Raw genomic sequence first — 24432 nt, 5'->3', positions numbered from 1 at the left:
GTTGTCTTCGTCGCTTTCATACGCCCCAGAATAAAGACGGGCGCCGCCGGACAAGTGGCGACGCCCGCAAGTCGACTTAATAGGGCACTCCAAGAAGCAACGGCTGGGTTTTCTACGGAACCGCAGTCAGAATTCGCCTCGCTTTTGTCGGATATTTCTCTAGATGCAGCCTATGATCGTTGTCTCGACTGTGTTACCTCGATCGAGTCACCGACGATATTGCCTTTCATTCCCGAATAGACGGCCGTGTTGGTGGCCTTCCGTCTTTTTATCCATCAGAACCGCGAGAGTCCGAACAGCGTGCAGTCATCGCCGCATGCGCGACACTGGCGCGAGCGGCCGTTTGTTAAGCACTGGATTCAGGCGCCTCAGCACCGCGCGGCCCGCCGCCGGTGCGTCTGCCGAAATCGTGCGACGAGTGCAACAGATGGGGACCCGTCGCGACACGCTGAGGGAGCGACCATGCGCGCACTCGACATCATGACGCCGTCCGTCGTCACAGCCACACCGGACATGACAATCCACGACGCGGCACGACTGTTCGTCGATAATCGTATCAGCGGCATGCCGGTCGTCGACGCGAACGGACAGGTCGTCGGCATCGTTAGCCAGGGCGATCTGCTGCATCGCGTGGAGACTGGCACCTGCCACGGAAAGCGCTCGTGGTGGCTCGAACTGCTGTCGTCTTCGCCCCGCGGGGAGGCTGCGAGGTATGTGAAGGAGCACGGACATGTCGTCGGCGACGTGATGTGCGACCGGGTGATTTCGATTCCCGAGGACATGCCGTTCCAGCAGATCGCGGACCTCATGGAGCGCCGGCATCTCAAACGCGTGCCGGTACTGAAGGACGGCAAGCTGGTCGGAATCGTGAGCCGCTCGAACCTGATTCGCGCACTCGCGAGCGTCGCACCGGCCGTGGACTCGGCTTCGCACGACGATGTGAGCCTGCGCGAGGCAATAGTCATGGAAATGCACGGGCAGCGCTGGGGGTTGCCGAAACAAGGCGTGCTCGTCACGGACGGCGTCGCGCATCTGTGGGGCGTGATCGAGTCCGAGGAGGAAAAGCGCGCGATCCGAATCGCGGCCGAGGGCGTGCCCGGCGTCAAGCGCGTAGAGAGTCACCTAGTGTTTCCGAGCGTGATGCCGTCGCTATAGCGCAGCGCCGATCAAGAGGCGCTTGGAGCCCGCTTCAAGCGTCCTTCCGCGCCTTCAACCCCGCTTGAACAACTCCCGCGCCAGCGAACAGAGCAGCGTGGTCGTCGGCGACTCGTCCTGCAAGCGTCGGCTCATGATGATCGGCGACGAGATATTGGCCGCCGGAACCGGCCGGTACACCACGCCATGCGCGCGCAAACCCTCGACGCTTTCCGGCACGAGACACACGCCAACCTGCGCCGCAACCAGCCCCAGCGCGGTTTGCAACTCCCTCACTTCATGAACCGCTTTCGGCTCCAACGCATGGTCGTGCATTGCCGATAGCTGCTGGTCCGCATAGCTCGGCCGCGGTGTGCTCGGATAAACGATCAGCGTTTCCTCAGCAAGCGCGGCAAGCGTCAGCGCCTTCTTCTGCCGCGCGAGCGGGTGATTTTGCGGCAACGCGGCAATCATCCGTTCTTCGACGAGCACTTCGCGCGCCAGTTGCGCATCGTCGAAGCGCAAGCGGCCGAAACCCACGTCGATACGGCCGCCTTTGAGGGCACCGAGTTGCTCGATCGTAAACATTTCGATCAGCGACAACTCGATATGCGGCGCCGCCTCGCGAAACGCGCGGATCACCGCGGGCAACGCGCCATAGAGCGTGGACGGCACGAAGCCGATCACGATGCGCTCGGCCAGTTGCGCGAGGCGCCGCGTGAGCGGGGCGAGTTCGTCGGCATCGTCGACCAGACGCTTGGCCTGCGCATAGAAAATGCGGCCGGCTTCGGTCAGCCGCAGCGGCCGCGAGCCGCGCTCGAACAGCGCGAGGCCAACGCTTTCCTCGATCTGCTGGATCTGGCGGCTGAGCGGCGGCTGCGTCATATGCAGGCGATTGGCGGCCCGCGTGATGTTCATTTCTTCGGCGACCGCGATGAAATAGCGGAGTTGGCGAAGTTCCATGCATACCCCTAAGGTATGGAAGTAGTCGGAATCGGTGTTGGACTGCTTCGCGGGTTGTTTCTACTATGGGGCTCTCATGAAAGCAGTTCAGGAGAGCACCGAATGATAGCAACACCCGTGAAGATCGAGAGCGTGGAGACGATTCTCGTCGACGTACCGACGATTCGTCCGCACCGGCTTTCGGTTGCAACGATGAATTGCCAGACGCTAGTGCTGGTGCGCATCCGCTGCGCCGACGGCGTGGTCGGCGTGGGCGAAGGCACGACCATTGGCGGCCTCGCATACGGCGAGGAAAGCCCGGAAAGCATCAAGGTCAACATCGATACGTACTTCGCGCCGCTGCTCAAAGGCATGGACGCAACCCGTCCGGGCGCGGCGATGGCGAAGCTGCGCACGCTGTTTCAGGGCAACCGCTTTGCGAAATCCGCGGTTGAAACCGCTTTGTTCGATGCCCAGGCGCAGCGTCTCGGCGTGCCGCTGTCGGAGCTGTTCGGCGGCCGTGTACGCGATTCGGTGGACGTGGCGTGGACCCTCGCAAGCGGCGATACCACCCGCGATATCGACGAAGCCGAGCGCGTTTTCGAAACGAAGCGGCATCGCGTGTTCAAGCTGAAGATCGGCTCGCGTGCGTTGGCCGACGACGTCGCGCACGTCGTGGCGATTCAGAAAGCGCTGGAAGGCCGGGGCGAAGTGCGTGTCGACGTGAACCAGGCATGGACCGAATCCGAAGCGATCTGGGCCGGCAAGCGCTTCGCCGATGCCGGCGTTGCGCTGATCGAGCAGCCGATTGCCGCGGAGAACCGTGCGGGCCTCAAACGCCTGACGGATCTCGCTCAGGTGCCGATCATGGCGGACGAAGCGCTGCACGGCCCGGCGGACGCATTCGCCATCGCCAGTGCGCGTGCGGCTGACGTCTTCGCCGTCAAGATCGCGCAATCGGGTGGTCTGACTGGCGCCGCACAGGTGGCGGCGATTGCGCTCGCCGCGAATATCGACCTGTACGGCGGGACGATGCTCGAAGGCGTGGTGGGCACGATCGCCTCGGCACAACTCTTCAGCACCTTCGCCGAACTGAAGTGGGGCACTGAACTCTTCGGGCCGCTGCTGCTGACCGAAGAGATTCTCACCGAGCCGCTGCGCTACGAAAACTTTGCGTTGCATCTTCCACAAGGACCCGGTCTCGGCATCACGCTCGACTGGGACAAGATCGACCGCCTCCGGCGCGATACGCGCAAAGGCGCAAGCGTTACCACGAACTGACGGTTCATCCGCTAACCGCCGAGAACATTAAACGAAGGAGATACCCCATGAACAAGCAAGCTATCGACGCACTGCTGCAGAAATTCAATGACAGCGCCACCAGCGAAGGCAATCCGCGCACGAAGCAGATCGTCCAACGCATCATCCAGGATCTGTTCTATACGATCGAAGACCTCGACGTGCAGCCGGCCGAGTTCTGGACCGCGCTGAATTATCTCGGCGACGCAGGCAAGAGCGGCGAGCTCGGTCTGCTGGCCGCGGGCCTCGGCTTCGAGCATTTTCTCGATCTGCGTATGGACGAAGCGGAAGCCAAGGCCGGTATTGAAGGCGGCACGCCGCGCACCATCGAAGGACCGCTGTATGTGGCGGGCGCACCGGTGTCCGACGGGCATGCACGACTCGATGCCGGCACCGATCCCGGCCAGACGCTGGTGATGCGCGGCCGCGTATTTGCTGAAGATGGCAAGCCGCTCGCCAACGCGCTGGTTGAAGTGTGGCACGCGAATCATCTCGGCAACTACTCGTACTTCGACAAGTCGCAGCCGGCGTTCAATCTGCGCCGCTCGATTCGTACGGATGCCGAAGGCAAATATAGCTTCCGCAGTGTGGTGCCGGTCGGTTACTCGGTGCCGCCGCAAGGGCAGACGCAGTTGTTGCTCGATCAGCTGGGCCGTCATGGGCATCGTCCGGCGCATATCCACTTCTTCGTGTCGGCGCCGGGCTGCCGCAAGCTGACCACGCAGATCAACATCGACGGCGATCCGTATCTGTGGGACGACTTTGCGTTCGCCACGCGCGACGGCCTCGTGCCTGCGGTCAAGCAGGCTGAGGGCGCGGAAGGCAAGCCTTATGGCGTGGAAGGCCAGTTTGCGCTGATCGACTTCGACTTCACGCTGTTCAAGGAGCGCGACAACCTGCCGGGTGCCGAAATCGACCGGCTGCGCGCCGAAGCCTGAGGCTGCAACTGCGGCTGTGGCGCTCTAACGCGCCGATGACTGAAAACGCATACACGTACCGCACGAATCTATTGACCCTGGCTGCGCGGCGGAGTATTCCGCGTAGTCGGGGTTTTTCATTACCGATCAGAGAAGGAGAGCCAGCATGCTGTTTCACGTTGAGATGACCGTCAACCTGCCGCTCGATATGGACGCCGAGCGCGCCGCGCGCTTGAAAGCCGATGAGAAAGCCATGTCGCAGAAGCTGCAGGAAGAGGGCGTATGGCGGCACTTGTGGCGCATCGCCGGGCGCTACGCCAACGTCAGCGTGTTCGATGTGGAAAGCCCCGCGCATCTGCATGACGTGCTGAGCCAGTTACCGTTGTTCCCGTACATGCATATCGAAGTGCGCGCACTGTGCCGGCATGCATCGTCGATTCGCGACGACGACCGGTAAGGGCAGAAGGAAGAAGGTGCTGCGAATGCAGCACCTGGTTTGCATCAAAGAGTCTTAAAGATCGAGCACCAGCAGCGGTGACGTGGCGCGGGAGACGCAGCAGCAGATCACTTTGCCGCTAGCCCTTTCAGCTTTGCTCAGGCAATGGTCGCGATGCTCGGGCGTGCCGCTCACCACATCGACCATACAGGTTCCGCATACGCCTTCGCCGCATGAGGTATCGACTTCGATACCGATCGACGCCAGCGCCGCGACGATGGTCGTATTTTTATCGACATGAACCGTAGCCCCGCTGCTGGCGATCTGCACATCGAATGCATCGAGCGCGTTCGATTCGCTGCTAGCTGCCGAAACGGGCTCGGCGGCGAAGCGTTCAAGGTGAATCGCCTCCGAAGCCACGCGCGTTTCGCCGATCGCCACCACACGCTCCATGAAGGGCCCCGGGCCGCAGGTATAAATGTGCGAACCTTCGCCCGCGCTTGCCACGCAGTCGGCCAGCACCGCATCGAGCTGTTCTGGTTCGACGCCGAAGTGAGGCCGCACGAAATCGCTGAACGGTGCGCGTGAGAGTAATGGCAAGAACGCCGCGTGCTCCGCGCTGCGCGCGAAATAATGCAACACGAAGCGCTCGTTCTGCTTGAGCAGGCGATAGGCCATGCTCAACAGCGGCGTGACGCCAATGCCTGCCGCAATCAGAATGTGCTCGCTCGCGCCGGACGCAAGCTGGAACAGATTGCGCGGCGCACCGATCGTCAATTCGCAACCGACCGTCACGTCGTCATGCAGCGAGCGCGAACCGCCGCGCGACGCGTCTTCACGTTTGACGGCAAACAGGTGCGCTTCACGATGATCAGGGTCGCCGCACAGGGAATACTGCCGCGTGATGCCTGAGGGCACGGTGACGTCGATATGCGCGCCGGGCTCGTAGCGGTCGAACGGTTGTCCGTCCAGACGCGAGACGCTGAACGAGCGCACGCCGTGCGCTTCGTCACGCACGCTGTCGACGCGTACGCTGAAGGTGGTTCTTTCCATGATCTTGCTGGCCAAAGGACAGGGAGGGGGCAGAGCGGACGCCGCATGCAATGCGCGGCGCCCGGTTGTGCGTCAAGGATAAGAAGCCGCCGACAATCAGGCAAATCGATTAAAAATCGGTTATGAAATAAGGTGTGTTGATAATAGGGTGTCGGCCATGCATCCTCGTCATCCTTCGACACCCGCCAGATGCCGGACCAGCGCCTTTTCCGGCCGTTTCAGCGCGTTCAGGTCGCGCATGCAGATCAGCAATTGACGGGTGGCCCAACTGTCTGTCAGTTCGATCGTGCGAATGCCCGGCGTGCCGCGATAGCGTTTCGCGGCGGTTGCCGGCACGATCGCGATGCCCGCGCCCTGTTCGACCATGCAGCAGATGCTATCGAAGGTTCGCATATGCGCGCGGACGCTGAGAGGCTGTCCGGATAGCAGGGCGCGTTCGCCGAGATAGGCGTGCAACGCGCTGCCCGTACTCAAGCCGATGAATTCACGGTCGGCCACTTCCGCAAGCGTCACGCGGCGACGCGCGCCCAGCGGGTCGTCGCGGCTGGTAACCAGCACGAGTTTGTCGACGGCGAAAGGCACCGTTTGCAACGCGCCGTGTTCGACGGCATCCGAGATGATGCCGATCTCCGCCGCGCCGGTCAGCACCGCTTTCACGGTTTCGCTGCTTTGCCGTTCCTTCAGATCGATCTGCACGTTGGGGTGATCGCGCAAAAAGAGCCCAACCGGGGCAGGCAAAAACTCGGTGATCGCGGCGGTATTGGTCCACAAGCGGATAAACGCTTTGCTCCCGGTCTGATGTTCGCCGAGCTCGCCTTGCATCCGGTCGATCTGGCTGAGCACGAGTCGCGCATGATGCGCGAGCGTATCGCCCGTCGCCGTGGACTCCACGCCGCGCCGGCCGCGCTCCAGCAAGGGCACGCCCAATGCGTCTTCCATGCCGCGCAAACGCGCGCTGGCCGACGGCAGCGACATGTTCGCGCGCGCCGCGCCGTGCGTGATGCTGCCGGTGTCGAGAATGTTCAGGAAAAGGCGGAGATCGATCAGGTCGAAGCGCATGGGGTCGAATTTTAGTTGGTGTCGTAACCGTGACTGGCGTTGCGGTTGCAGATGCAGATGCAGATGCAGTTTTAGCCTTAGTTATAGCCTAAGTCACAGTACGTATCTTACGCATTGTGGACGGCGCTGCGGCAATCGAAAATCGCGGACATGACATCCAGAACCTCATCCCCATGACCTCTTCTTTTGCGCTGCATGCGAGCGTGATTGCCGCGACCTTCGTGCTCGCTGGCTTCGTCAAGGGCGTGACCGGCATGGGCCTGCCGACCGTCGCCATGGGCGTGCTCGGCACGCTGATGCTGCCGGCGCAGGCGGCAGCGATGCTGTTGCTGCCGTCGTTCGTCACGAACGTCTGGCAGTTGTTCGCGGGGCCCAGCGTGCGGGAATTGCTCAGACGTTTGTGGCCGATGATGGTGGGCATCGTCGCGGGCACGCTCGCGGCTGCATCGTTCATTGCCGGCGGCGGTGGCGAATGGGCCGTGGCCGGCTTGGGCGCCGCGTTGACGCTCTATGCCGCGGCCGGGCTGATGGCGTGGCGCTTCTCGGTGCCGGCACGCCACGAGCGCTGGCTGTCGCCGGCGGTCGGCGTGGTCACCGGCGCGATCACCGGAGGGACCGGCGTGTTCGTTGTGCCGGCGGTGCCTTATCTTCAGGGCTTAACGTTAAAAAAAGAGGATCTGGTCCAGGCGCTCGGCCTGTCGTTCACCGTTTCCACCATCGCGCTCGCGATCGGACTGACAAGGGAGCATGCATTTGCGGTCGACGACCTCGGCACGTCGCTTTGCGCCGTAGCACCTGCCTTGCTCGGCATGTGGATCGGCCAGCGGGTGCGCGGCCACATTAGTCCGGCGACCTTCCGCCGCTGGTTTTTCATTTGTCTGCTCGGCTTGGGTATTCAGTTACTGGCGCGCGTATTCGTTTGATCAGGAAGTGGGAAGCGTGAAGCAGGAGGGCTGGATTGTGTGGTCGACTATTCTGGATACGTTAGGCGCGTTAGCTGTACTGGCAAGTGTGGCGGTGCAGATCGCGTTTATCCGCAAATGCGGAAATCGGTGAACCATCAGACTTATCTTCGGTTAGCGCGGCGCAAGCCGCTCAGGTAGCGCGTAGCGTTGCATCGTGCGTTCCATGCCATCGAGAAACGCCTGCTCCGCGGCGTTCATCTTGCGTGCGCGCAGCCACAGCAGATCGATGTCGACGTCGACCAGACCCTCTTCGGGTGGCAGACGCCACAAGCGTTGCTGTGCGAGATCGTCGCGCACGATGTGCTCGGGCAGACAGCCGATGCCATAGCCCGCGAAGATCAGCCGCCGCACTTCATCGAGGCTCGGCGAGGCCGCCACGATGCGCCCGGTAAAGCCGCGCTGATCGCGAAACACGGTGAGCGGCGACAAGCTGTCGCCAATCTGGTCGCTGGTGAACGATACGAAGTTTTCCGCCAGCAATTGATCGATCGACAATGCATGCCGCCCGAACAGCCGATGATGCCGTCCGCAGAAAAGCGCATACCGTTGCCGCAGAAAGCAGCGCTGTTCGAGTTTATCGACGGGCGTGCGGCACAAGCCGAGCCCGGCCGTGGCCGTTTTTTGCAGCAACGACGAGATGATGTCCGACGAGCGCATCACTTCGATCTGCAAATCCACGCGCGGATAGCTCTTGTGGAATTCCGCGAGAAATTCGTCGTAGACGCCGGAGTCGATCCGGCTCACCGACAGAAGCCGGATCGACCCGGTGATGTCGTCGCTGCGGTCGTCGAGTTCGGTTTCCAGCCGCGACATATGGCCGTAAATATCGCTGGCAATGCGGTACACCTCCTCGCCGGCGCGAGTCGGTTCGAAGTGCGGGCCGCGACGCTGGATCAGATTGCGCCCCAGCGTGTCTTCGAGCCGTTTAAGCGCCTGGCTAACTGCAGGTTGCGTCAGATGCAAACGGGCCGCGGCACGGCTGACGCTGCGCTCCTGCATGATCACGAGGAAGGTGCGCAACAGGTTCCAGTCGAGCCGGTCATTCAAAAAACGCGTGACGTCCGCGCGCAACTGAGTCATGGAATCACCTTCGACATTAGCCAGATTTATAGCCGGGATAATAAACCGAAATTTGACTAATATTTTATGGCTGGCGATAAAACACCTCACAAGATGGCCTGATATCAGGCATCGCGACAGAGGAGCCGCCATGAACGCTTCACCCCAAGCCACCCGTCAGCCCGTGCGAGCGGCCAGCGCCGCTTTCATCGGCACGATGATCGAGTGGTATGACTTCTACATCTACGCCACGGCCGCCGCGCTGGTGTTCGGCGAGTTGTACTTCCCCTCGCATGATCCGTTTGTCAGCACGATGGCGTCGTTTGCGACCTTCGCGGTCGGCTTCTTTGCACGGCCGCTGGGTGGCGTGATCTTCGGCCATCTGGGTGATCGCATCGGCCGAAAAAAGGCGCTGATGACCACGCTGATGATGATGGGTGTCGCCACCGTATGCGTCGGCTTGCTGCCGGCTTATACGAAGGTCGGCGTGCTCGCGCCTGTGCTGCTGGTGTTGCTGCGCGTGGTGCAAGGCGTGGCGGTGGGTGGCGAGTGGGGCGGCGCCGTGCTGATGGCCGGCGAACATGCGCCGAAAGGGCGGCGCACGTTCTTTGCTTCGTTCGCGCAACTGGGCAGCCCAGCCGGGCTGATTCTTTCGCTGATCGCATTTCGCGCGGTCACGTCGATGTCGCACGACGATTTCATCGCGTATGGCTGGCGTCTGCCGTTTCTGGCGAGCGCGGTGTTGCTCGTGGTCGGCATTTTCATTCGCCTCGGTGTGAACGAGTCGCCGGAATTCCAGCGCGAGAAAGAAGCGAAGCGTACGGTCGAGTTGCCGATTGCCGAAGTGTTCCGTTCTTCCGGCGCGCTGGTTGCACTGTGCATCGGCGCGAACACGATCGGCATTGCGGGCGTGTACTTCACCAACACTTTCATGATTTCGTACACCACGCAAAACATCGGTGTGTCGAAATCGTTGATTCTCGATTGCCTGTTCGCGGTCGCAATCATCCAGTTTCTGTCGCAACCGCTCGCCGCATGGCTCGCTGAAAAGATCGGTGGTGCGCGCTTCCTCAAGCTGGCCGCGTTCGCCGCGATGCTCTCGCCGTATCCGATGTTCACGCTCGTGCAGAGCGGCAGCCGGCTTTCGATGATTGTCGGCATCGCGCTTGCCGTGGTGTGCATGGCGAGTTTCTATTCGGTGATCGCGGGCTTTGTCAGCGGTGTGTTTCCGGTGCGGGTGCGTTATTCGGCGATCTCGCTGTCGTACCAGGTGTGCGGCGCGATTGCCGGTGGTTTGACGCCGCTGGCGGGGACATGGCTCGCGCACAAATTCACCGGGCAATGGTGGCCGCTTGCCGTGTTTTACACGTGCCTCGCGGGCATCTCGTTGTCGTGCATCGTCGCACTGGATGCGCTGAAACACCGTCGTGCCGACGCACCCGAAGCACTGCCGGCACGCTGAATCAAATGAAATCAAAGACGTTGCCGGCGCGTGCGATGATGGCCGCACCGGCCTACGCCTGAAGCAAAGGAATTGGACTATGCAGACGTTTTTTCATCCGGTGCAGTTGAAGCATCATCCGCGCAGCTATCTGTCGCGTGGCCAGATGCGCACACCGCAGGAAGTGCCCGAACGTGCGTTGCGCCTCGTCGAGGCCGTGAAGAAGCTCGGTTTCGACGTGCAGGAACCGGCGGATTTCGGCGCCGCGCCGCTCGCCGCGGTGCATGGCATGAACTATCTGCGCTTCCTGGAAGAAGCGCACCGCGAATGGAAAAAGATTCCCGCGGAGTGGGGCGACGAAGTGATGTCGAACGTGTATATCCGCGAGAACAATCCGCTGCGCGGCGTGCTTGCACAAGCGGCACGCTATCTCGCCGATGGCAGTTGTCCGGTTGGCGCGGATACCTACGAATCCGCTTACTGGTCGGCACAGAGCGCGCTGGCCGGCGCGCACGCGATTCTCGACGGTTCGGGTGAGGCGTACGCGTTATGCCGTCCACCGGGCCATCACGCGCGGGCCGAAGCGGCGGGCGGTTTCTGCTATCTGAACAATGCAGCGGTTGCAGCGCAGGCGCTGCGGCGGAAGTACGGGCGTGTGGCGATTCTCGATACCGACATGCACCATGGCCAGGGCATTCAGGAGATTTTCTACGGACGTGACGACGTGTTGTACGTGTCGATTCACGGCGATCCGACGAATTTCTATCCCGTGGTAGCCGGGTTCGAAGACGAGCGCGGCGCGGAGCAAGGCGAGGGCTACAACGTCAATTTGCCAATGCCGCATGGTTCGTCGGAAGCCGTGTTCTTCGAGCAACTCGACGCGGCGCTGCGTGTTCTCGCGCGCTTTCAACCGGACGTGCTGGTCGTTGCACTCGGCTTCGACATCTATAAGGACGATCCGCAATCGATGGTGGCGGTGACCACCGAGGGCTTCGGCCAACTCGGCGGCCAAATCGGCGCGCTGAAACTGCCCACGTTGATCGTGCAGGAAGGCGGGTATCACATCGAAACTCTCGATGCGAACGCGCGGTCTTTCTTCGGTGGGTTTGCGTCGAAGCGATGAAGTCAGGCGGGTGTCGCGTCGGCGCCCGCCGCGCCTTTGTTTGACCTTCCCCTGTGCGTTCCGCCCCCAACGTCTTTCCGATTGTTCGGCTCATCCGACGTATCTATTCGTTTCCAGCCGCTTTATCCATGCGGCCAGTGTGCCTACATTGTGTCCAGTGACAGCGCCACTGCATGTCTCGCTTCATCGGCGTCAGCCCTCGAATCTTCGCGGCAGCGACGCCGGCGCGAACTCCATCCAAAGGAAACGATCATGAGCAAACTCACAGGTAAGGTTGCGGTTGTAACGGGCGCATCGAAAGGCATCGGCGCCGGGATTGCCAAGGCACTCGCTGCGCAAGGCGCGTCGGTGGTGGTGAACTATGCGTCCAGCAAGGCAGGCGCGGATGATGTGGTTGCCGCAATCACCGCGGCGGGCGGCAAGGCTGTGGCCGTTGGCGGCGATGTGTCCAAGGCAGCGGACGCGAAAGGCATCATCGATTCGGCAGTCGAAACGTATGGCCGCCTCGACATTCTCGTCAACAATTCCGGCGTGTATGAGATGGCGCCGATCGAAGACATCACCGAAGCGCACTTCCACAAGCACTTCGACGTGAACGTGCTGGGTCTGCTCCTGGTCACGCAAGCGGCGGTGAAGCATCTGGGCGAAGGCGGCAGCATTGTGAACGTCAGCTCGGTTGTCAGCCGCATCACGCCGCCGGGCAGCTCGGTCTATACCGCCACCAAGGGCGCGGTGGACGCCATCACCGGCGTGCTCGCACGTGAACTCGGCCCGCGCAAGATTCGCGTCAACTCCGTGAATCCCGGCATGGTGGAAACGGAAGGCACGCATACCGCCGGCTTCATCGGCTCGGACTTCGAGACCTGGGCGCTCAGCACAACACCGCTTGGCCGTATTGGTCAGCCTGACGATATCGCCGACGTCACCGTGTTCCTTGCGTCCGATGACTCGCGCTGGATGACTGGCGAAAGCCTGATTGCTAGCGGCGGTATGCGGTAACAGGATTGGCTGGCAGCGCGTTGTGATGGGTTCATGTGGCAATGCCATGCATTGCCACGATACGCGCCCGCTGCGCCAGGACTGGATGAAAACGCCGCCGGGCAATCGTTGCCCGGCGGCTTATTGTTTTATTGAGCCGTCACAGTAGCGGCGCTTATCAGCTCCACCGCAAACAACGCGTCCAGCAGATTCGACCCCGGCCGTTCAGCCAACCGCGTGAGCGATTCGATCATCTGCACCTGGCAATCCTGAAGCGGAATCATCCTGATCCGCCGCGATTCCTTGAATTCGGCGCGCGCGATCACGCCTACCCCCATGCCTTGCGCGACCGCTTCCTCCAGCGCTTCGCGCCCATCCACGTACATCACCGGTTCAACCTGCAACGACTCGCGCACCAACTCGATCTCCAGCAACTGCTGCGTGACTGATTGCCGCTCGCGAAAAATCATCGGCTGTTGCACCAGTTCCGCGTAACTCAGCTTGCGTTTCTTCGCCACCGGATAGCTCGCCGGCACCATGGCCACCAGCGGATCGCGCCGCAGCACGCGTGACTCGAGCCGGCTATGCACTTGTGGAGCGGCGGTAATGGCGGCGTCGACCGCGCTCGACAGCACGCGCTGCATGCAATCTGCGGCATTGGCGATCGAGAGCGTTACGACGATGCCCGGATGAAGCTTGCGAAACGCGCCGATCAGCGCGACGGCCAGATCGGGCGCGTCCGCCGCCAGCGAGAGCGAGCCGGACTCGAGCCCACCTGCCGATTCGAGCAGTTGCCGCGCGTCGCGCTCGCAACTGAGCATCTGCCGCGTCACGGTGAAAAGACGCAGACCGAGTTCAGTGGTTTCGACGCCGCGCGGGCCGCGCTCGAACAATTTGACACCGAAATCCTGCTCGAGCCGCTTCACGTGATCCGACACCGCCGGCTGCGTGAGCGACAGCGCCTGCGCCGCTTTGGAAAATCCGCCGTGTTCCGCGACCGCATGAAAGGCCCGCAATTGCGCGTATTGCACGTCTGCCTCGCCGAGAGATAAGTTTTTGCGATACCTGCATCGATTATATCGGTTTTACCGATGGACAGCCTTTATGTACTGTGTCATGACCGCAACAGCGATATCGGAGATTCCGACCATGGAAAGCGTCATCGGCAGCGCCCCGACAGTGTCCGCACTGCCTTCAACCGTGATGTGCGCCGCGCCGGCCCAGGGCGAGCCGTATCTGTTGACGCCGGGACCGCTGACCACGGCGTTCTCGACCAAGGAAGCGATGCTGCGCGACTGGGGTTCGTGGGACGGCGACTTCCGCGCAATGACCGCTCAACTGCGCCGCAGCCTGCTGGACATTGCCGGCGACACCGCCGGCGAGTACGACTGCGTACCGCTTCAGGGCAGCGGCAGCTATTGCGTCGAAGCCATGCTCGGCAGCCTGATTCCGCGCGACGGCCATGCATTGGTGCTGGCCAACGGCGCCTACGGCAAGCGCATCGCAACCACCCTCGGTTATCTCGGCCGCGCCTGCACGGTGCTCGACAAGGGCGACTACCTGCCGCCGCGCGGCGCCGAAGTCGAAAGCATGCTGGACGCCGATCCGCGCATCACGCACGTGGTCGCGGTGCATTGTGAAACGAGCTCCGGGATTCTCAACCCGATCGAAGAAATCGCCGCAGCCACCGCTAAAAAAGGCCGCGAGCTGCTGATCGATTCGATGAGCGCATTCGGCGCGCTGCCGCTCGATGTGCGTCAGATTCCGTGCGAGGCCTTTGTCTCCTCGGCGAATAAATGTATCGAGGGCGTGCCCGGCTTCGGGTTTGTGATCGCTCGCAAGAGTGCGTTGCAGGAGGCCAAGGGCCGCAGCCATTCGCTCTCGCTCGACGTGTACGACCAGTGGGACGTGATGAACCGCACCGGCCAATGGCGCTTCACGCCACCGACGCACACCGTGGCCGCATTTATCGAAGCATTGCGTCTGCACAAGCTCGAAGGCGGCCAGCCCGGCCGTCTCGCACGTTACGCGAACAATTGCGACGTGCTGGTTGCGGGCATGCAGGAACTCGGCTTCGAGCCGCTGCTGAACGCGCGTTGGCGCTCGCCGATCATCGTGACGTTTTTTGCGCCGGCGCATCCGTCGTTCAAGTTCGAACACTTCTATGAATTGATGAAGAAGCAGGGTTTCATCATCTATCCGGGCAAGCTGACGGTGGTGGATAGCTTCCGCATCGGCTGCATCGGCCAGGTGGATGAGCGCGTGATGCACCGCGTGGTGCGAGCCTGCGCGCAGTCGCTGCAAGCGATGGGCGTCGCGCATGCCGCACCGCCGGCGGCCGCGCTCGAAGAGCGCAAGACCCTGGCCGAAGCGGCTTGAGTACGGAATACAAATGCGCGGCACGTCGCGCGAGCCTTACAACCTCCAGAGAATCGAAGTAAATGAAACACGTAAAAGCAGTGATTTTCGACTGGGCCGGCACGGTGGTCGATTATGGTTCGTTGGCCCCGATGGGCGCGTTTGTCGAGACGTTCGAGCAGTTCGGCGTGTCGATCACGATCGACGAAGCACGCGGCCCGATGGGCATGGCCAAGCGCCCGCATATCGCGGCGCTGATGGCCTTGCCGCGCGTGTCGCAAGCATGGGCCGACAAGTATGGCCACAAGCCGGGTGAAGCGGACATCGACGCCGTGTACGACGTCTTCGTGCCGAAGAACATCGCGGTGGCCGCGAGCTACAGTTCGGTGATTCCGGGCGTGGCGGAAGTGGCGAGCGCGCTGCGCAGCGACGACATCAGGATCGGCACGACCACCGGCTATACGCGTGAAATCATGGCCGAGATCGTGCCCGGCGCGGCGGCTCAGGGTTTTTCGCCGGACAGTATCGTGTGTACGGGTGACACGCCGGAAGGGCGTCCGTCGCCGTACATGATCTACAAGACGTTGCCGGAACTCGGCGTGTGGCGCGCGAAGGATGCGATCAAGGTCGACGACACTGAAGTCGGTATCGAGGAAGGGATCAACGGCGGCACGTGGGCGGTGGGTGTTGCCGTGAGCGGCAATGCTTTCGGCATGGCCGAGGATGATGTCAAGGCGCTGGCGCCGGATGAGTTTGCATGGCGGCGCAAGGTGGCGATTCAGAAGTTGCAGGCCGCCGGGGCGCATTATGTGATCGATAGTGTCGCGGATCTGATGCCTGTGGTGCGTGAGATTGATGCGCGGTTGGCGCGAGGTGAGCGGCCTTAAAAAGCGACAAACCCGGCAAGAGCCGGGTTTGTTGTATCTGGAGCAGGTGTTAGTCGGTACGAAGGCCGCCGCGCTGTCTGATCTGCTTCTGTGTCATGGGCCTCCCTGCGATCGTATAGTCGTGATCGAGAGAAATGGTGATCTTGCCGTATCTGTGGTCCACGCTGAGCATGACCTGCTGTCCGGGGCGGAAGCCGATGCGTTCGAGCAACGTGTCAGTGACGAGCATCCACGGAAAGGCGACGCGCCTCGCCTGCTGCTGCAGGCTGTCTGTGGCAGGTGCCCGTTCAAGTGTTGCAGAAATATTCGTTGGTGGTTCGGTGCGGGTGCGGCGTGGTTTAAGATTGATGTTAGCCATGGTCAACTCCCTTTTTGAGTTGGTTGTGGTCAGCGGGCCGTGAGTGTTGGTAGCACTCATGGCCCGCGCTTCGTTTACCTTCTGCGTTTGCCTCTCGGTTCGGTACATGCACCTTGTTGCTTCACGTCAGGCACGGTCGCGGCGCGGACGTTATGTCATGACTTCGTGTTCGATAGCCCGCTCGATGAGCTGGTTGAGACTGATCCCTTCGGCCGCAGCAGTTTCGACCGCGCGCGCATGAAGCTCGGGGTTGATGCGTGCATTGAAGCGGCCGGAGAAGTGGCGAAACGGATCGATGCCGTTCTCCTTGCAAACCTCAAGGAAAGCCGCCAGGGACCTGGAGCCCTCGGCCTTGAGAGTGGGGATATCGCTGGCGTAGAAGTCAGCACCGCCGTTCAGGCCGAGGAATTCGCCGCGCAGCATATCAGTGTCGGGGTCATACGTGACGACTGCGCGATGGTTGTCGATGGTAAGGATGTTCATGGTTTGACTCCGTTCGATTCGAGCCATTTGCGGATGCTGGCGACCGCGCCCTTGTCGGTGGTGGGGCGCGGGTGCGGGCGGTGATAGACCTGCACTTGGCCGAACAGCACAACAGCGATTCTGGAGCCCTCGCGCTCGGTGATCTTTGCGCCGAGCTCGAGGAAGAGCGCTTCGATGTCGGACCATCGCACATTGGCCGAAACGGGGCGTGCGAAGATCAGTTCAAGGGTTCGGGAATGGGCTCGCTTCATGAGGGAAAATGGTACCACAAATTGGTACTGTGGTGTGGCTATCTGAACCAGTTGGCCTCAGCGTTTGTGAACAGAGCATACAGATCAAACGCCTCGAAGGATTTACGACGATGGCCGGGGTCTATGCTGCTGTGTGAGAGCAGGGCAGGTGGTTAGCACGCACAGAAGATTTATTTTGTCTGCGTCCCTGCCGAAGATATGCTCGATTCGTTCTAATAGAACAATCCCCCATTCACACCGTTCGTGGAGCGCCATCCGATGACCTGCATCGCGCAGATTTCCGACATCCACGTCCGGCCGAAGGGCTCGTTGTATCAGGACCTGGTTGACTCGAACGCCATGCTCGCGCGGGCGATTACCGCGCTGAACGAGGTGAGACCGGCCCCTGATCTAGTCATCATTACGGGCGATCTTGTCGACGAAGGCAGGCCCGCTGAATACGCGATGGTGCGCGAACTGCTCGGCGCGCTGACGCTTCCTTACATCGTAATGCCCGGTAATCACGACAACCGTGATCATCTGCGCGAAGCGTTCGCGGATCATCCATGGCTGCCTCGCAGCGGTCCGCTGCATTTCACACGCGACGTCGGCACTGTGCGCTTGATCGCGCTGGATACCTCTGTGCCTGACAAGCATCACGGTGAACTGAACCGCGACGATCTGGCGTGGCTCGATGCACAACTGCACGCCTGCCAGGACCGCACGGCCGTGATCGCCATGCATCATCCACCATTCATTACCGGCATACCGTATCTCGATCTTTATGGACTGCGCGATGCGGAACCGTTCGCCGCCTTGATCGCTTCGCACCCGCACGTCGATCGTGTGATCGCGGGACATGTGCATCGGTCGATGCAGACGAGGCTCGGCCCTGTGCCGGTGCTGACCTGTCCGAGCACGACGACGCAGATTGCTTTGCGTGTGGAGGCCGATGCGCAACCGGCGTCGTATCTCGAGCCGCCTGCTTTCATGCTGCATCGCTGGGTGCAGGGCAAGCCGGCCGTTTCGCATCTGAGCTATATCGGCCGGTTCGAGGGGCCGTTGCCGTTTGCGTGAAAGCGTAGCGCGGGTCGTCTGTTGGTCGTGGTCGTCAAAGAGGGTCGCTTCGGCCGCGGCGCAGAGGATCGGGATTAAGCGAGGACGGGTTGCAATCGTCTGTGGAATGAACCCGTTGCCCGCCGCTCAAGTTTCGAATGCAGATGCCGTTGACACGAGCTAGTCACTTCCGGGAACCAGCCGTGCAACTCGCTTACAGTAACGACCGTCTGTCCAGCAGGATGTTGGTTGATCCGTCCGCCACTGGCGAACCCGAGGTGGAATCGTCAGTCATCGAGTGGCTGTTGCACGACGATCAGGTGATGCGCGAATGCTTCACGCACGCGGCGGAAATTCTGAAGAGCGTGACCGGCGCGGCGATCACCGCGATCACGCTGCTCGACGAGGAGCATCAGCACTACCGGGCCGAGGTCGGCATGGCGATGCCGCTCGTGACCCGCGCGCGCTCGCTGGCCGACTATGCAGTGCGCGACGCGGACCTGTTCGTCATCGAGAATGCCCACGACGACACCCGTTTCGGCGAATGCATGCTGGTGCAGCGCCATCCCTTCGTGCGCTTTTACGCGGCGATTGCACTGCGCGCGCCGAACGGCGAGATCGTCGGCGCGCTCTGCGCGATGGACCCGGCGCCCGGCCGCCTCGATGCGTCGCAACGTGGCGTGTTTTACCACCTGCGCGCAATGATCGAAAATGATCTGAAAATGCGCACGGCCACCGCGATCGATCCGCTCACCCAGTTGTACAACCGCCGCTTCCTGCTGGAAAGCATCGCGCGCAAATGGAAAGACGCACGCGAGGGCGACGTGATGGGCTCGGTGGTGGTCGACGTCGACTGGTTCAAGCAGTACAACGACACCTACGGCCACCAGGCGGGCGACCATTGTTTGCGCAAGGTGGCTTCGGTGATGCAGGCGGCGTCCGACGGTGAGCGCATCATCGCCGGACGCATGGGCGGCGAGGAGTTCGGCCTGCTGGTGCTGCGAGCAGAGCCGGTGACGCTTGAACGCACGCTCGAAGCGCTACGGCAGGGTGTCGAAGATCTGGCGATCGAACATCGCGCCTCGCCGCTCGGCATGGTGACGGTAAGCGTCGGCGCCTCGCTGACGCGTATGACCGAGGGGTCGCGGCTGGCGCATCGCGAGGGTTTCGCGAGCGCGGACCGGGCGCTGTACCGCTCGAAACACGAAGGCAGGAATCTGGTGACGATGGCCTAGGGTAGGCTGCGTCGCTACAGCGCTGCCGTTATCAGCTTCAACCCCGCAGGCAGCGATTCGCCGAACACACGGCCTTCGTCGGCGTCATCGAGTTCCACGGTCTCGCCGACCATCGTGATCCACGCGCGCGGCGCATTGGCTGCTTCGAGTTTGCGCACCACGGCCTGGCGCACGTCTTCCGGCAGGTCGCGCGAGCGGTCACCGGTCATGCGGGCAATCTGCACGGCGGCGAACGCTGCGGGGTCGACCTTCTTCCAGTCGAGCGCGAGGATCGTGTTCAGCCAAAGCGCCGCGACGTCCGGCGGCACGACGCTATGCGCGCTGCCATAGAACGGCCGCCGCGCACCGATGCGTCCGACCGCCCACCAACTTTGATGATTCTCCGCAGGCTTCTTCAAGCGCGTGAGCACAGACTCGCCGAGCTCGATCTTGCGTTCGACCGGAATGCGTTCGAGCGACGCGCTCAGCCGGACCATGTCGGTGAAGCCGGTTTTCGACACGTCGAAGGGCAACTTGTGACGCGATTGCGCGGCCGTTTGCAGATAGGCCATCGCGTCGAGCACGCGCAGTTGCGCGCTTTCATCGAGGCCTCCCGCAGCGCGGCGCCATAGCGTCCACCATTCCGACCAGACCTGGCTTTCGTTGACGTACTGGATGCCGTCGTCGAAGAGCGACCAGAGTTGCTCAACGCGCCATTCGTCGAGCGGATAGCCGAAGCCAGGCCGCACGCAATAGCCTGCGAGATTCAGCCACAGGCGTTCGTGATCCGCCGAACGCCGCCGGCGTCGCGCGCGTTCCCACAGCGCGCCGAACAGTTCGCGCAGCAGCGCGCTGTTCCACCCATCGCGCGGGCCGAGCAGCTGTTCGAGTTGCGAGCGCAGGCGTTTGATTTCTTTCGGGTCGACCTTTTGCGCGCGCGTGCCGAAGCAGCGGTCGATATGGTCGATTGCCTGGTCGAGCGCGGGGTGCCGGGCTTGTGCTGGATCCGCCGCCAGGTTCACCTGAGCATCTTCACGGCGCAACTGGAATTCGAGTAGCCAGCGCTGCGCCGGATTGTCGAGCTCGATGCAGTGCACTTCAAGCGTGCCCACTTCGGTCAGCGATGTCGCGATCTGTACCGCGGTTTCACCGCGTGTCGTGCTCGCGCCGCGCGGTTGCACGATCGTCGCAATAGGTGGCAGTCGAACGAAATCGCCTTGTGTAAGGTCGGCAAGTTCGCCTGGTTGATAGACGGTATCCGCGCTTGAAGAGGCCAAGTGAAAACGCACAGGGTGGCCGAGGCGCAGCGCGAACGTACGGTCTTCGATCCGGATCTCGTGACCTTCTTCGGTGCCGCGCGGCAGCAGGCAGATGCCGCGTTGCGCGGGTTCGGCGTCGCGTGCGCCATCGCCGGTTTCGTCCAGCACGAGGAAGTAACTGCGCGCCGAGCCGCCACCGATTTTCGGCGCCTGACCCGCGCGGGCGAGGGCATAAGCGACCGCGCCGCGCGCCACGGCGACGTCGGGATTGTCGTTGTGCAGAACGTTGAGCGCTTCGCCGCGCCACGTGCCCAAAGTGCTGGACAGGCGTTGCGCGAGCGCTTCAGCGCGGAACACGCCGCCGTTCAGCAACAGTGTGTCGGGTACCGGCAAAGGCTCGTCCTGAGCTTCACCAGCATCGGAAGGAAGTGCGGACGAATCAGCAGCGGAACCCAGCGCCTTACGCGACTGCGCCGCGAAGCGGTTCAGAAACGCCGCGATATGACGCGTGACCGCTGCGTCGGTGGCATAGGGCAGGCCGAACTCAACGATCGCGCCGCGCGGTCGGCCGGGCCGTTCGTTCGATGCCACCGCCGGAAAGAAGCCGTCGACGATGATCTGCTCGACTTCCTCTCGTGTGACCTGCACCGTGCGTGCGCCGCCGATCAACTTCGAGCCCGCGCCGAGCAGCGTGATCGAAGCCGACTCCGGCGCGTCTGGACCGAGCAGTTGTTCCTTCGCGCCGCGGCAACGCTCGACCAGTTGTGAGAGGCTCGCCGCCGACAGACGCAAGCGCTCGTTGCCCGCTTGAGGCAAACGTGCCTCGACGCGATGCGCGAGTGCGAGATCCATGTTGTCGCCGCCGAGCATCAGATGGTTGCCCACGCCGATACGCGTGAGCTCCGGCTCGCCGTCACGCATGCGGACTTCGATCAGCGTGAGGTCGGTGGTGCCGCCGCCCACGTCGCAGATCAGCACGAGTCGCGTGTCCGACAGTTCGGTCGCAAGGCTGTCGCGATGATGAAACAGCCAGTCGTAGAACGCGGCCTGCGGTTCTTCGAGCAGCCTCAATGTGGGCAGACCTGCCATGCGCGCTGCTTCCACCGTCAGCGCTCGCGCGCCTTCGTCGAAAGAAGCGGGCACCGTCAGCACGACGTCTTGCGCTTCGAGCGGCGCGTCGGGAAAGCGTTGATTCCAGGCGGCCCGCACGTGCGCCAGATAGCTCGCGCTGGCTTCGACCGGCGAGACTTTGCGGACATCGTCCGCGGCGCCCCACGGCAGGATCGGCGCGACCCGGTCCACCGACGCGTGCGACAGCCAGCTTTTCGCACTCGCCACCAACCGTCCCGGCACCTGGCCGCCGAGCGCACGCGCGAGCCTGCCGATTACTACGGGTGGATCCTGCTGACTTTCGCCAGCACGATCGACCGCGTTGCCAGGTGCGCGCCACGGCAACTGCAAATCGCCCGCACTCAGCTCGCCCGGCGCCGCGTGATACCTCACTGAAGGCAGCAACGGCCGCGCGGCGACTTCGCCGAGACTCACCAGTTGATCGATCTCGAAGACGCGAATTTCCTGCGAGCCCGCCGCGGCATACGCCAGCACCGTGTTGCTGGTGCCGAGATCGATGCCGACGCTGTAGCGCTTCTGCTTCACTTCAGTCATGCATTGGCGTTGCCGCGCACGTCGAACTCGACCTTCCAACGTTCGTCGGTGCCGCGCGGCACGGCTTCGAGTTCGAGCGTGCCGGCTTCCGTCACGCGCGCATGCAGTTTCACCGGCACGACTTCACCGGCAGTGCGGCCGGCGGACGGCAACGTCGCCTGGATTTCCTCCAGTTCCTGCAACTCCTCGGGACCCCAGAAGTCGAGCAGCGTGCCGACCTGATCCTGACGACGCACCGACGATCCGAAGAAACGGAAGTGCACCGGCTCGCCCACGACCAGCCCGAATTCCTGCGCCGGCAATTCGGCGTCTGTGCCTTCCTCCATGCCGAACGGCGCGACGCACAGCGCCTGCACCGGCGGCTCGAGACCGGGGACGGCGGGCATCGCCGATTCGATCGCGATGTAGTACGCGCGTGCGGTGCCGCCACGAATACGCACGCCCTGGCCGCGTCGCACATAACCGTAATAAGCCGCGCCGCGCGCGACGGCGAGATCGAGATCCGCGCCTTCGAGCAGGCGTGCTTGCGGCGCACCTTCGGCACCGAGCCAGCCGTTGAGCGTGCCCATGATCCGCTCGACCAGCAGCGGCGACTTGAACACACCGCCGTTGAAGAGCACGGCAGTAGGGTGCAGGAAAGTCGCGCCGTCCGTCGTGGCGATATCGCGCAAGCCTTCGAGTTCGGCCAGCGCGCCCACCTGACGACCAAGGAAGGCCGCCAGATGCCGCGTGATGCCCGCGTCCTGCGCATAGGGCAGACCGAGTTGCGTCAGACCGGCACGCGCGCGGCTTACCGGACGCGCAGCGCTATCCACCTGCGGGAAGAAGCCTTCGAGAATCGTCTGGGTCAACTCCGCACGCGTGAGTTCGGTGCGGATCGAACCACCGATCAACTTCGAACCGCGGCTCGGCACGACGAGCGGCACGGTATCGGTCGACGGGTCGCTGAGCAGCGTTTCCTTCGCCGAGCGGCACGCATAGGTGAGGGCGCGCAGTTGCCACGCGTCGGCCTGGGTACCCTGCGCCGCAAGTTTGCGCGCGACCACGTGGGCAAGCGCCAGGTCCATGTTGTCGCCGCCGAGCAGAATGTGTTCGCCGACCGCAACGCGATGCAGTTCGAGATTGCCTTCGCGCTCGATCACCGCGATCAGCGAGAGGTCGGTCGTGCCGCCGCCCACGTCGACCACGAGAATGATGTCGCCGACCTTGACCTGCTTGCGCCACTGGCCGCCGCTTTTCTGAATCCAGCTATACAGCGCGGCTTGCGGTTCTTCGAGCAGTGTCATGCGTCCATAGCCGGCGGCTTCTGCTGCTTCGGCGGTCAACTCGCGCGCGGCCGGATCGAACGACGCGGGAATCGTCACCGTAATGTCCTGCTGGCTGAACGGCGCGTCCGGATGCGCGTGGTCCCATGCTTCGCGGAGATGCGTCAGGTAGCGCACCGAGCTTTCGAGCGGCGACACGCGCGCGACTTCGGGCGGCGCGTCGTTCGGCAGAATCGCCGCGCGACGGTCGACGCCCGGATGGCACAACCAGCTCTTGGCGCTCGACACGAGCCGGATCGGCGTGGCCGCGCCGCGGCTGCGGGCGAACTCGCCGACTGCGAATTCGCGCTGGCCGGTCCACGGCAGGTACAGGTCGCCCGAGGCAAGTTCGTCCGGATGCGGCAGGTAGAGGAACGAGGGCAGCAGATCGAGGTTGTCGATCGCGCCTGGGCCCGTGAGTTGTGCGACCGGCAGCACGCCTTGAGTGGTCTTTTCCCCGTCGCTGGCCGTGGTGTCCACGTAGGACAGCGCGCAATGCGTGGTGCCCAGGTCGATACCGATTGAGAAGCGTGCGTCGCTCATAGCTCCACCTCGGCCGGTGCGATGACCTTGGCGTTGTGGCTGTCGGTCAGCTTCGGCAGACGCACTTCGTCGACACGCCAGCCGCGGTGGCTGATGCTGCCGTTGAACGGCGCTTTGCCGACCACATTGCCGGTCAGGCGAATCGAGGTGGCGTCGAAACCTTCGGCCAGCGTCACGCGGCTGCCTTCGGCTTCGTCGCGCACCGGACGGATCGTGAAATGCTCGCGCAGCGTCGTGCGACAGCCGTCGTGCACGAGGCGGGCGGCGGCGCCGATGTCGGCGTCGCTATAGGCCTTGATGTCTTCTTCGACGAAATCGATGAAGCGCGCGTCGCGTTGCAGCAGGCCAAGCAGTTGGAGTGCGGCGTCCGGGCTCGCTTCTTTCAGCGTGGGCGCCGGTTGCGGGGCGGGAGCCGGTGCCGCGGCGGGAGCGGGCGTGGGTGCGGGTGCTGCGCTCGCCGCAGCGGCGCCGCTGTTACGCAGACGCAGCACGCCGGCGGCGAATTCACCATCGCCGAGGATGCTGAAAAACGTACTGACGGCAAGTGAAATCCTGCCGAGGAAAGACGGGTTCGAATCGGTCATGAATGCTCCTGAGGGGCTCTGTTAAAGGACGAGCTGTCCTGGCTGCGCCGCACGCGACGGGCCCAACGTGCCTGATTGGCGTGCT

Annotated in this window: 23 protein-coding genes; 12 read left to right on the top strand and 11 right to left on the bottom strand. The window is 62.8% G+C overall.

Annotated elements, in window-relative coordinates:
- Positions 1-462: 462 nt before the first annotated feature.
- Positions 463-1155 (top strand): CBS domain-containing protein, encoded by a 693-nt coding sequence (locus M0D66_RS11110; RefSeq protein ID WP_093642786.1) that lies wholly within the window; start codon positions 463-465, stop codon positions 1153-1155.
- Between the two features lie 54 nt (positions 1156-1209).
- Here the strand turns inward: M0D66_RS11110 and M0D66_RS11105 are convergent, their stop codons facing one another.
- Positions 1210-2097 carry a LysR family transcriptional regulator gene (locus tag M0D66_RS11105; RefSeq protein WP_093642783.1) on the bottom strand — a complete coding sequence of 296 codons (888 nt, stop codon included), beginning with the start codon at positions 2095-2097 and terminating at the stop codon, positions 1210-1212.
- A gap of 102 nt (positions 2098-2199) precedes the next feature.
- On the opposite strand from M0D66_RS11105, the gene catB2 reads away from it, so the two are divergent.
- The 3 genes from catB2 (at position 2200) to catC (ending at position 4749) form a co-directional block, all read left to right on the top strand.
- Positions 2200-3357, top strand: coding sequence for a muconate cycloisomerase CatB2 (catB2, locus tag M0D66_RS11100; protein WP_266210766.1), 1158 nt, complete (start codon positions 2200-2202; stop codon positions 3355-3357).
- 47 nt (positions 3358-3404) lie between these two features.
- Positions 3405-4313: a catechol 1,2-dioxygenase gene (gene catA, locus M0D66_RS11095; RefSeq protein WP_266210765.1), complete on the top strand. Its 909-nt coding sequence runs from the start codon at positions 3405-3407 to the stop codon at positions 4311-4313.
- A gap of 145 nt (positions 4314-4458) precedes the next feature.
- On the top strand, positions 4459-4749 hold the full coding sequence (catC, locus tag M0D66_RS11090; protein WP_093642773.1) for a muconolactone Delta-isomerase: 291 nt from the start codon (positions 4459-4461) through the stop codon (positions 4747-4749).
- Between the two features lie 54 nt (positions 4750-4803).
- Here catC and M0D66_RS11085 read toward each other — a convergent pair whose 3' ends face one another.
- A complete protein-coding gene (locus M0D66_RS11085; protein WP_266210764.1) occupies positions 4804-5781 on the bottom strand; it encodes a PDR/VanB family oxidoreductase in 978 nt (325 codons plus the stop codon).
- 168 nt (positions 5782-5949) lie between these two features.
- Entirely contained in the window at positions 5950-6840 is an 891-nt protein-coding gene (locus tag M0D66_RS11080) for a LysR family transcriptional regulator (protein WP_266210763.1), read from the bottom strand.
- Positions 6841-7013: 173 nt separating this feature from the next.
- On the opposite strand from M0D66_RS11080, the gene M0D66_RS11075 reads away from it, so the two are divergent.
- Positions 7014-7763 (top strand): sulfite exporter TauE/SafE family protein, encoded by a 750-nt coding sequence (locus tag M0D66_RS11075; RefSeq protein WP_211701386.1) that lies wholly within the window; start codon positions 7014-7016, stop codon positions 7761-7763.
- A 153-nt stretch (positions 7764-7916) separates the two neighbouring features.
- On the opposite strand, the gene M0D66_RS11070 is transcribed toward M0D66_RS11075, so the two are convergent.
- The gene (locus M0D66_RS11070; RefSeq protein ID WP_200651728.1) at positions 7917-8876 is read right to left on the bottom strand and encodes a LysR family transcriptional regulator; all 960 of its coding nucleotides are present in this window, start codon (positions 8874-8876) and stop codon (positions 7917-7919) included.
- Positions 8877-9015: 139 nt separating this feature from the next.
- Here M0D66_RS11070 and M0D66_RS11065 point away from each other — a divergent pair, with 139 nt between their 5' ends.
- The 3 genes from M0D66_RS11065 to M0D66_RS11055 all read left to right on the top strand — a co-directional run bounded on the left by M0D66_RS11065 (position 9016) and on the right by M0D66_RS11055 (position 12427).
- Positions 9016-10326 (top strand): MFS transporter, encoded by a 1311-nt coding sequence (locus M0D66_RS11065; protein ID WP_211701387.1) that lies wholly within the window; start codon positions 9016-9018, stop codon positions 10324-10326.
- A 79-nt stretch (positions 10327-10405) separates the two neighbouring features.
- Positions 10406-11428, top strand: coding sequence for a histone deacetylase family protein (locus tag M0D66_RS11060; RefSeq protein ID WP_266210762.1), 1023 nt, complete (start codon positions 10406-10408; stop codon positions 11426-11428).
- Between the two features lie 252 nt (positions 11429-11680).
- On the top strand, positions 11681-12427 hold the full coding sequence (locus tag M0D66_RS11055; protein ID WP_200651659.1) for a glucose 1-dehydrogenase: 747 nt from the start codon (positions 11681-11683) through the stop codon (positions 12425-12427).
- A 128-nt stretch (positions 12428-12555) separates the two neighbouring features.
- On the opposite strand, the gene M0D66_RS11050 is transcribed toward M0D66_RS11055, so the two are convergent.
- On the bottom strand, positions 12556-13437 hold the full coding sequence (locus M0D66_RS11050; RefSeq protein WP_266210761.1) for a LysR substrate-binding domain-containing protein: 882 nt from the start codon (positions 13435-13437) through the stop codon (positions 12556-12558).
- Between the two features lie 118 nt (positions 13438-13555).
- Here M0D66_RS11050 and M0D66_RS11045 point away from each other — a divergent pair, with 118 nt between their 5' ends.
- Together M0D66_RS11045 and phnX are read left to right on the top strand one after the other, a co-directional pair.
- Positions 13556-14785 (top strand): 2-aminoethylphosphonate--pyruvate transaminase, encoded by a 1230-nt coding sequence (locus tag M0D66_RS11045; protein ID WP_266210760.1) that lies wholly within the window; start codon positions 13556-13558, stop codon positions 14783-14785.
- 62 nt (positions 14786-14847) lie between these two features.
- Positions 14848-15651, top strand: a complete 804-nt coding sequence (gene phnX / locus M0D66_RS11040) for a phosphonoacetaldehyde hydrolase (RefSeq protein WP_093642749.1) — start codon at positions 14848-14850, stop codon at positions 15649-15651.
- Between the two features lie 49 nt (positions 15652-15700).
- Here the strand turns inward: phnX and M0D66_RS11035 are convergent, their stop codons facing one another.
- The 3 genes from M0D66_RS11035 to M0D66_RS11025 form a co-directional block, all read right to left on the bottom strand.
- Positions 15701-16009 carry a hypothetical protein gene (locus tag M0D66_RS11035; RefSeq protein ID WP_266210759.1) on the bottom strand — a complete coding sequence of 103 codons (309 nt, stop codon included), beginning with the start codon at positions 16007-16009 and terminating at the stop codon, positions 15701-15703.
- A 150-nt stretch (positions 16010-16159) separates the two neighbouring features.
- Positions 16160-16492, bottom strand: coding sequence for a type II toxin-antitoxin system HicB family antitoxin (locus M0D66_RS11030; protein WP_200622173.1), 333 nt, complete (start codon positions 16490-16492; stop codon positions 16160-16162).
- The gene (locus M0D66_RS11025) at positions 16489-16743 is read right to left on the bottom strand and encodes a type II toxin-antitoxin system HicA family toxin (RefSeq protein WP_093642740.1); all 255 of its coding nucleotides are present in this window, start codon (positions 16741-16743) and stop codon (positions 16489-16491) included. Before M0D66_RS11025 ends, M0D66_RS11030 begins: the two co-directional genes overlap by 4 nt.
- Before the next feature lie 258 nt (positions 16744-17001).
- Here M0D66_RS11025 and M0D66_RS11020 point away from each other — a divergent pair, with 258 nt between their 5' ends.
- Together M0D66_RS11020 and M0D66_RS11015 are read left to right on the top strand one after the other, a co-directional pair.
- Positions 17002-17799: a phosphodiesterase gene (locus tag M0D66_RS11020; RefSeq protein ID WP_266210758.1), complete on the top strand. Its 798-nt coding sequence runs from the start codon at positions 17002-17004 to the stop codon at positions 17797-17799.
- A 182-nt stretch (positions 17800-17981) separates the two neighbouring features.
- On the top strand, positions 17982-19013 hold the full coding sequence (locus M0D66_RS11015) for a diguanylate cyclase (RefSeq protein ID WP_266210757.1): 1032 nt from the start codon (positions 17982-17984) through the stop codon (positions 19011-19013).
- 14 nt (positions 19014-19027) lie between these two features.
- Here M0D66_RS11015 and M0D66_RS11010 read toward each other — a convergent pair whose 3' ends face one another.
- Genes M0D66_RS11010 through M0D66_RS11000 form a run of 3 tightly spaced genes read right to left on the bottom strand, consistent with a single transcriptional unit; the run spans position 19028 to position 24347 of the window.
- Positions 19028-21916, bottom strand: a complete 2889-nt coding sequence (locus tag M0D66_RS11010; protein WP_266210756.1) for an Hsp70 family protein — start codon at positions 21914-21916, stop codon at positions 19028-19030.
- A complete protein-coding gene (locus M0D66_RS11005) occupies positions 21913-23763 on the bottom strand; it encodes an Hsp70 family protein (protein ID WP_266210755.1) in 1851 nt (616 codons plus the stop codon). The genes M0D66_RS11010 and M0D66_RS11005 overlap by 4 nt, the downstream gene beginning before the upstream one ends.
- Positions 23760-24347: a DUF2760 domain-containing protein gene (locus tag M0D66_RS11000; RefSeq protein ID WP_093642724.1), complete on the bottom strand. Its 588-nt coding sequence runs from the start codon at positions 24345-24347 to the stop codon at positions 23760-23762. The genes M0D66_RS11005 and M0D66_RS11000 overlap by 4 nt, the downstream gene beginning before the upstream one ends.
- Positions 24348-24432: the final 85 nt, after the last annotated feature.

The organism is Paraburkholderia sp. SECH2, from assembly GCF_030464795.1.
GTDB lineage: Bacteria > Pseudomonadota > Gammaproteobacteria > Burkholderiales > Burkholderiaceae > Paraburkholderia > Paraburkholderia aspalathi.
Note: the sequence above shows the minus strand (reverse complement) of the source record. Positions and strands in the feature narration are given on the sequence as shown.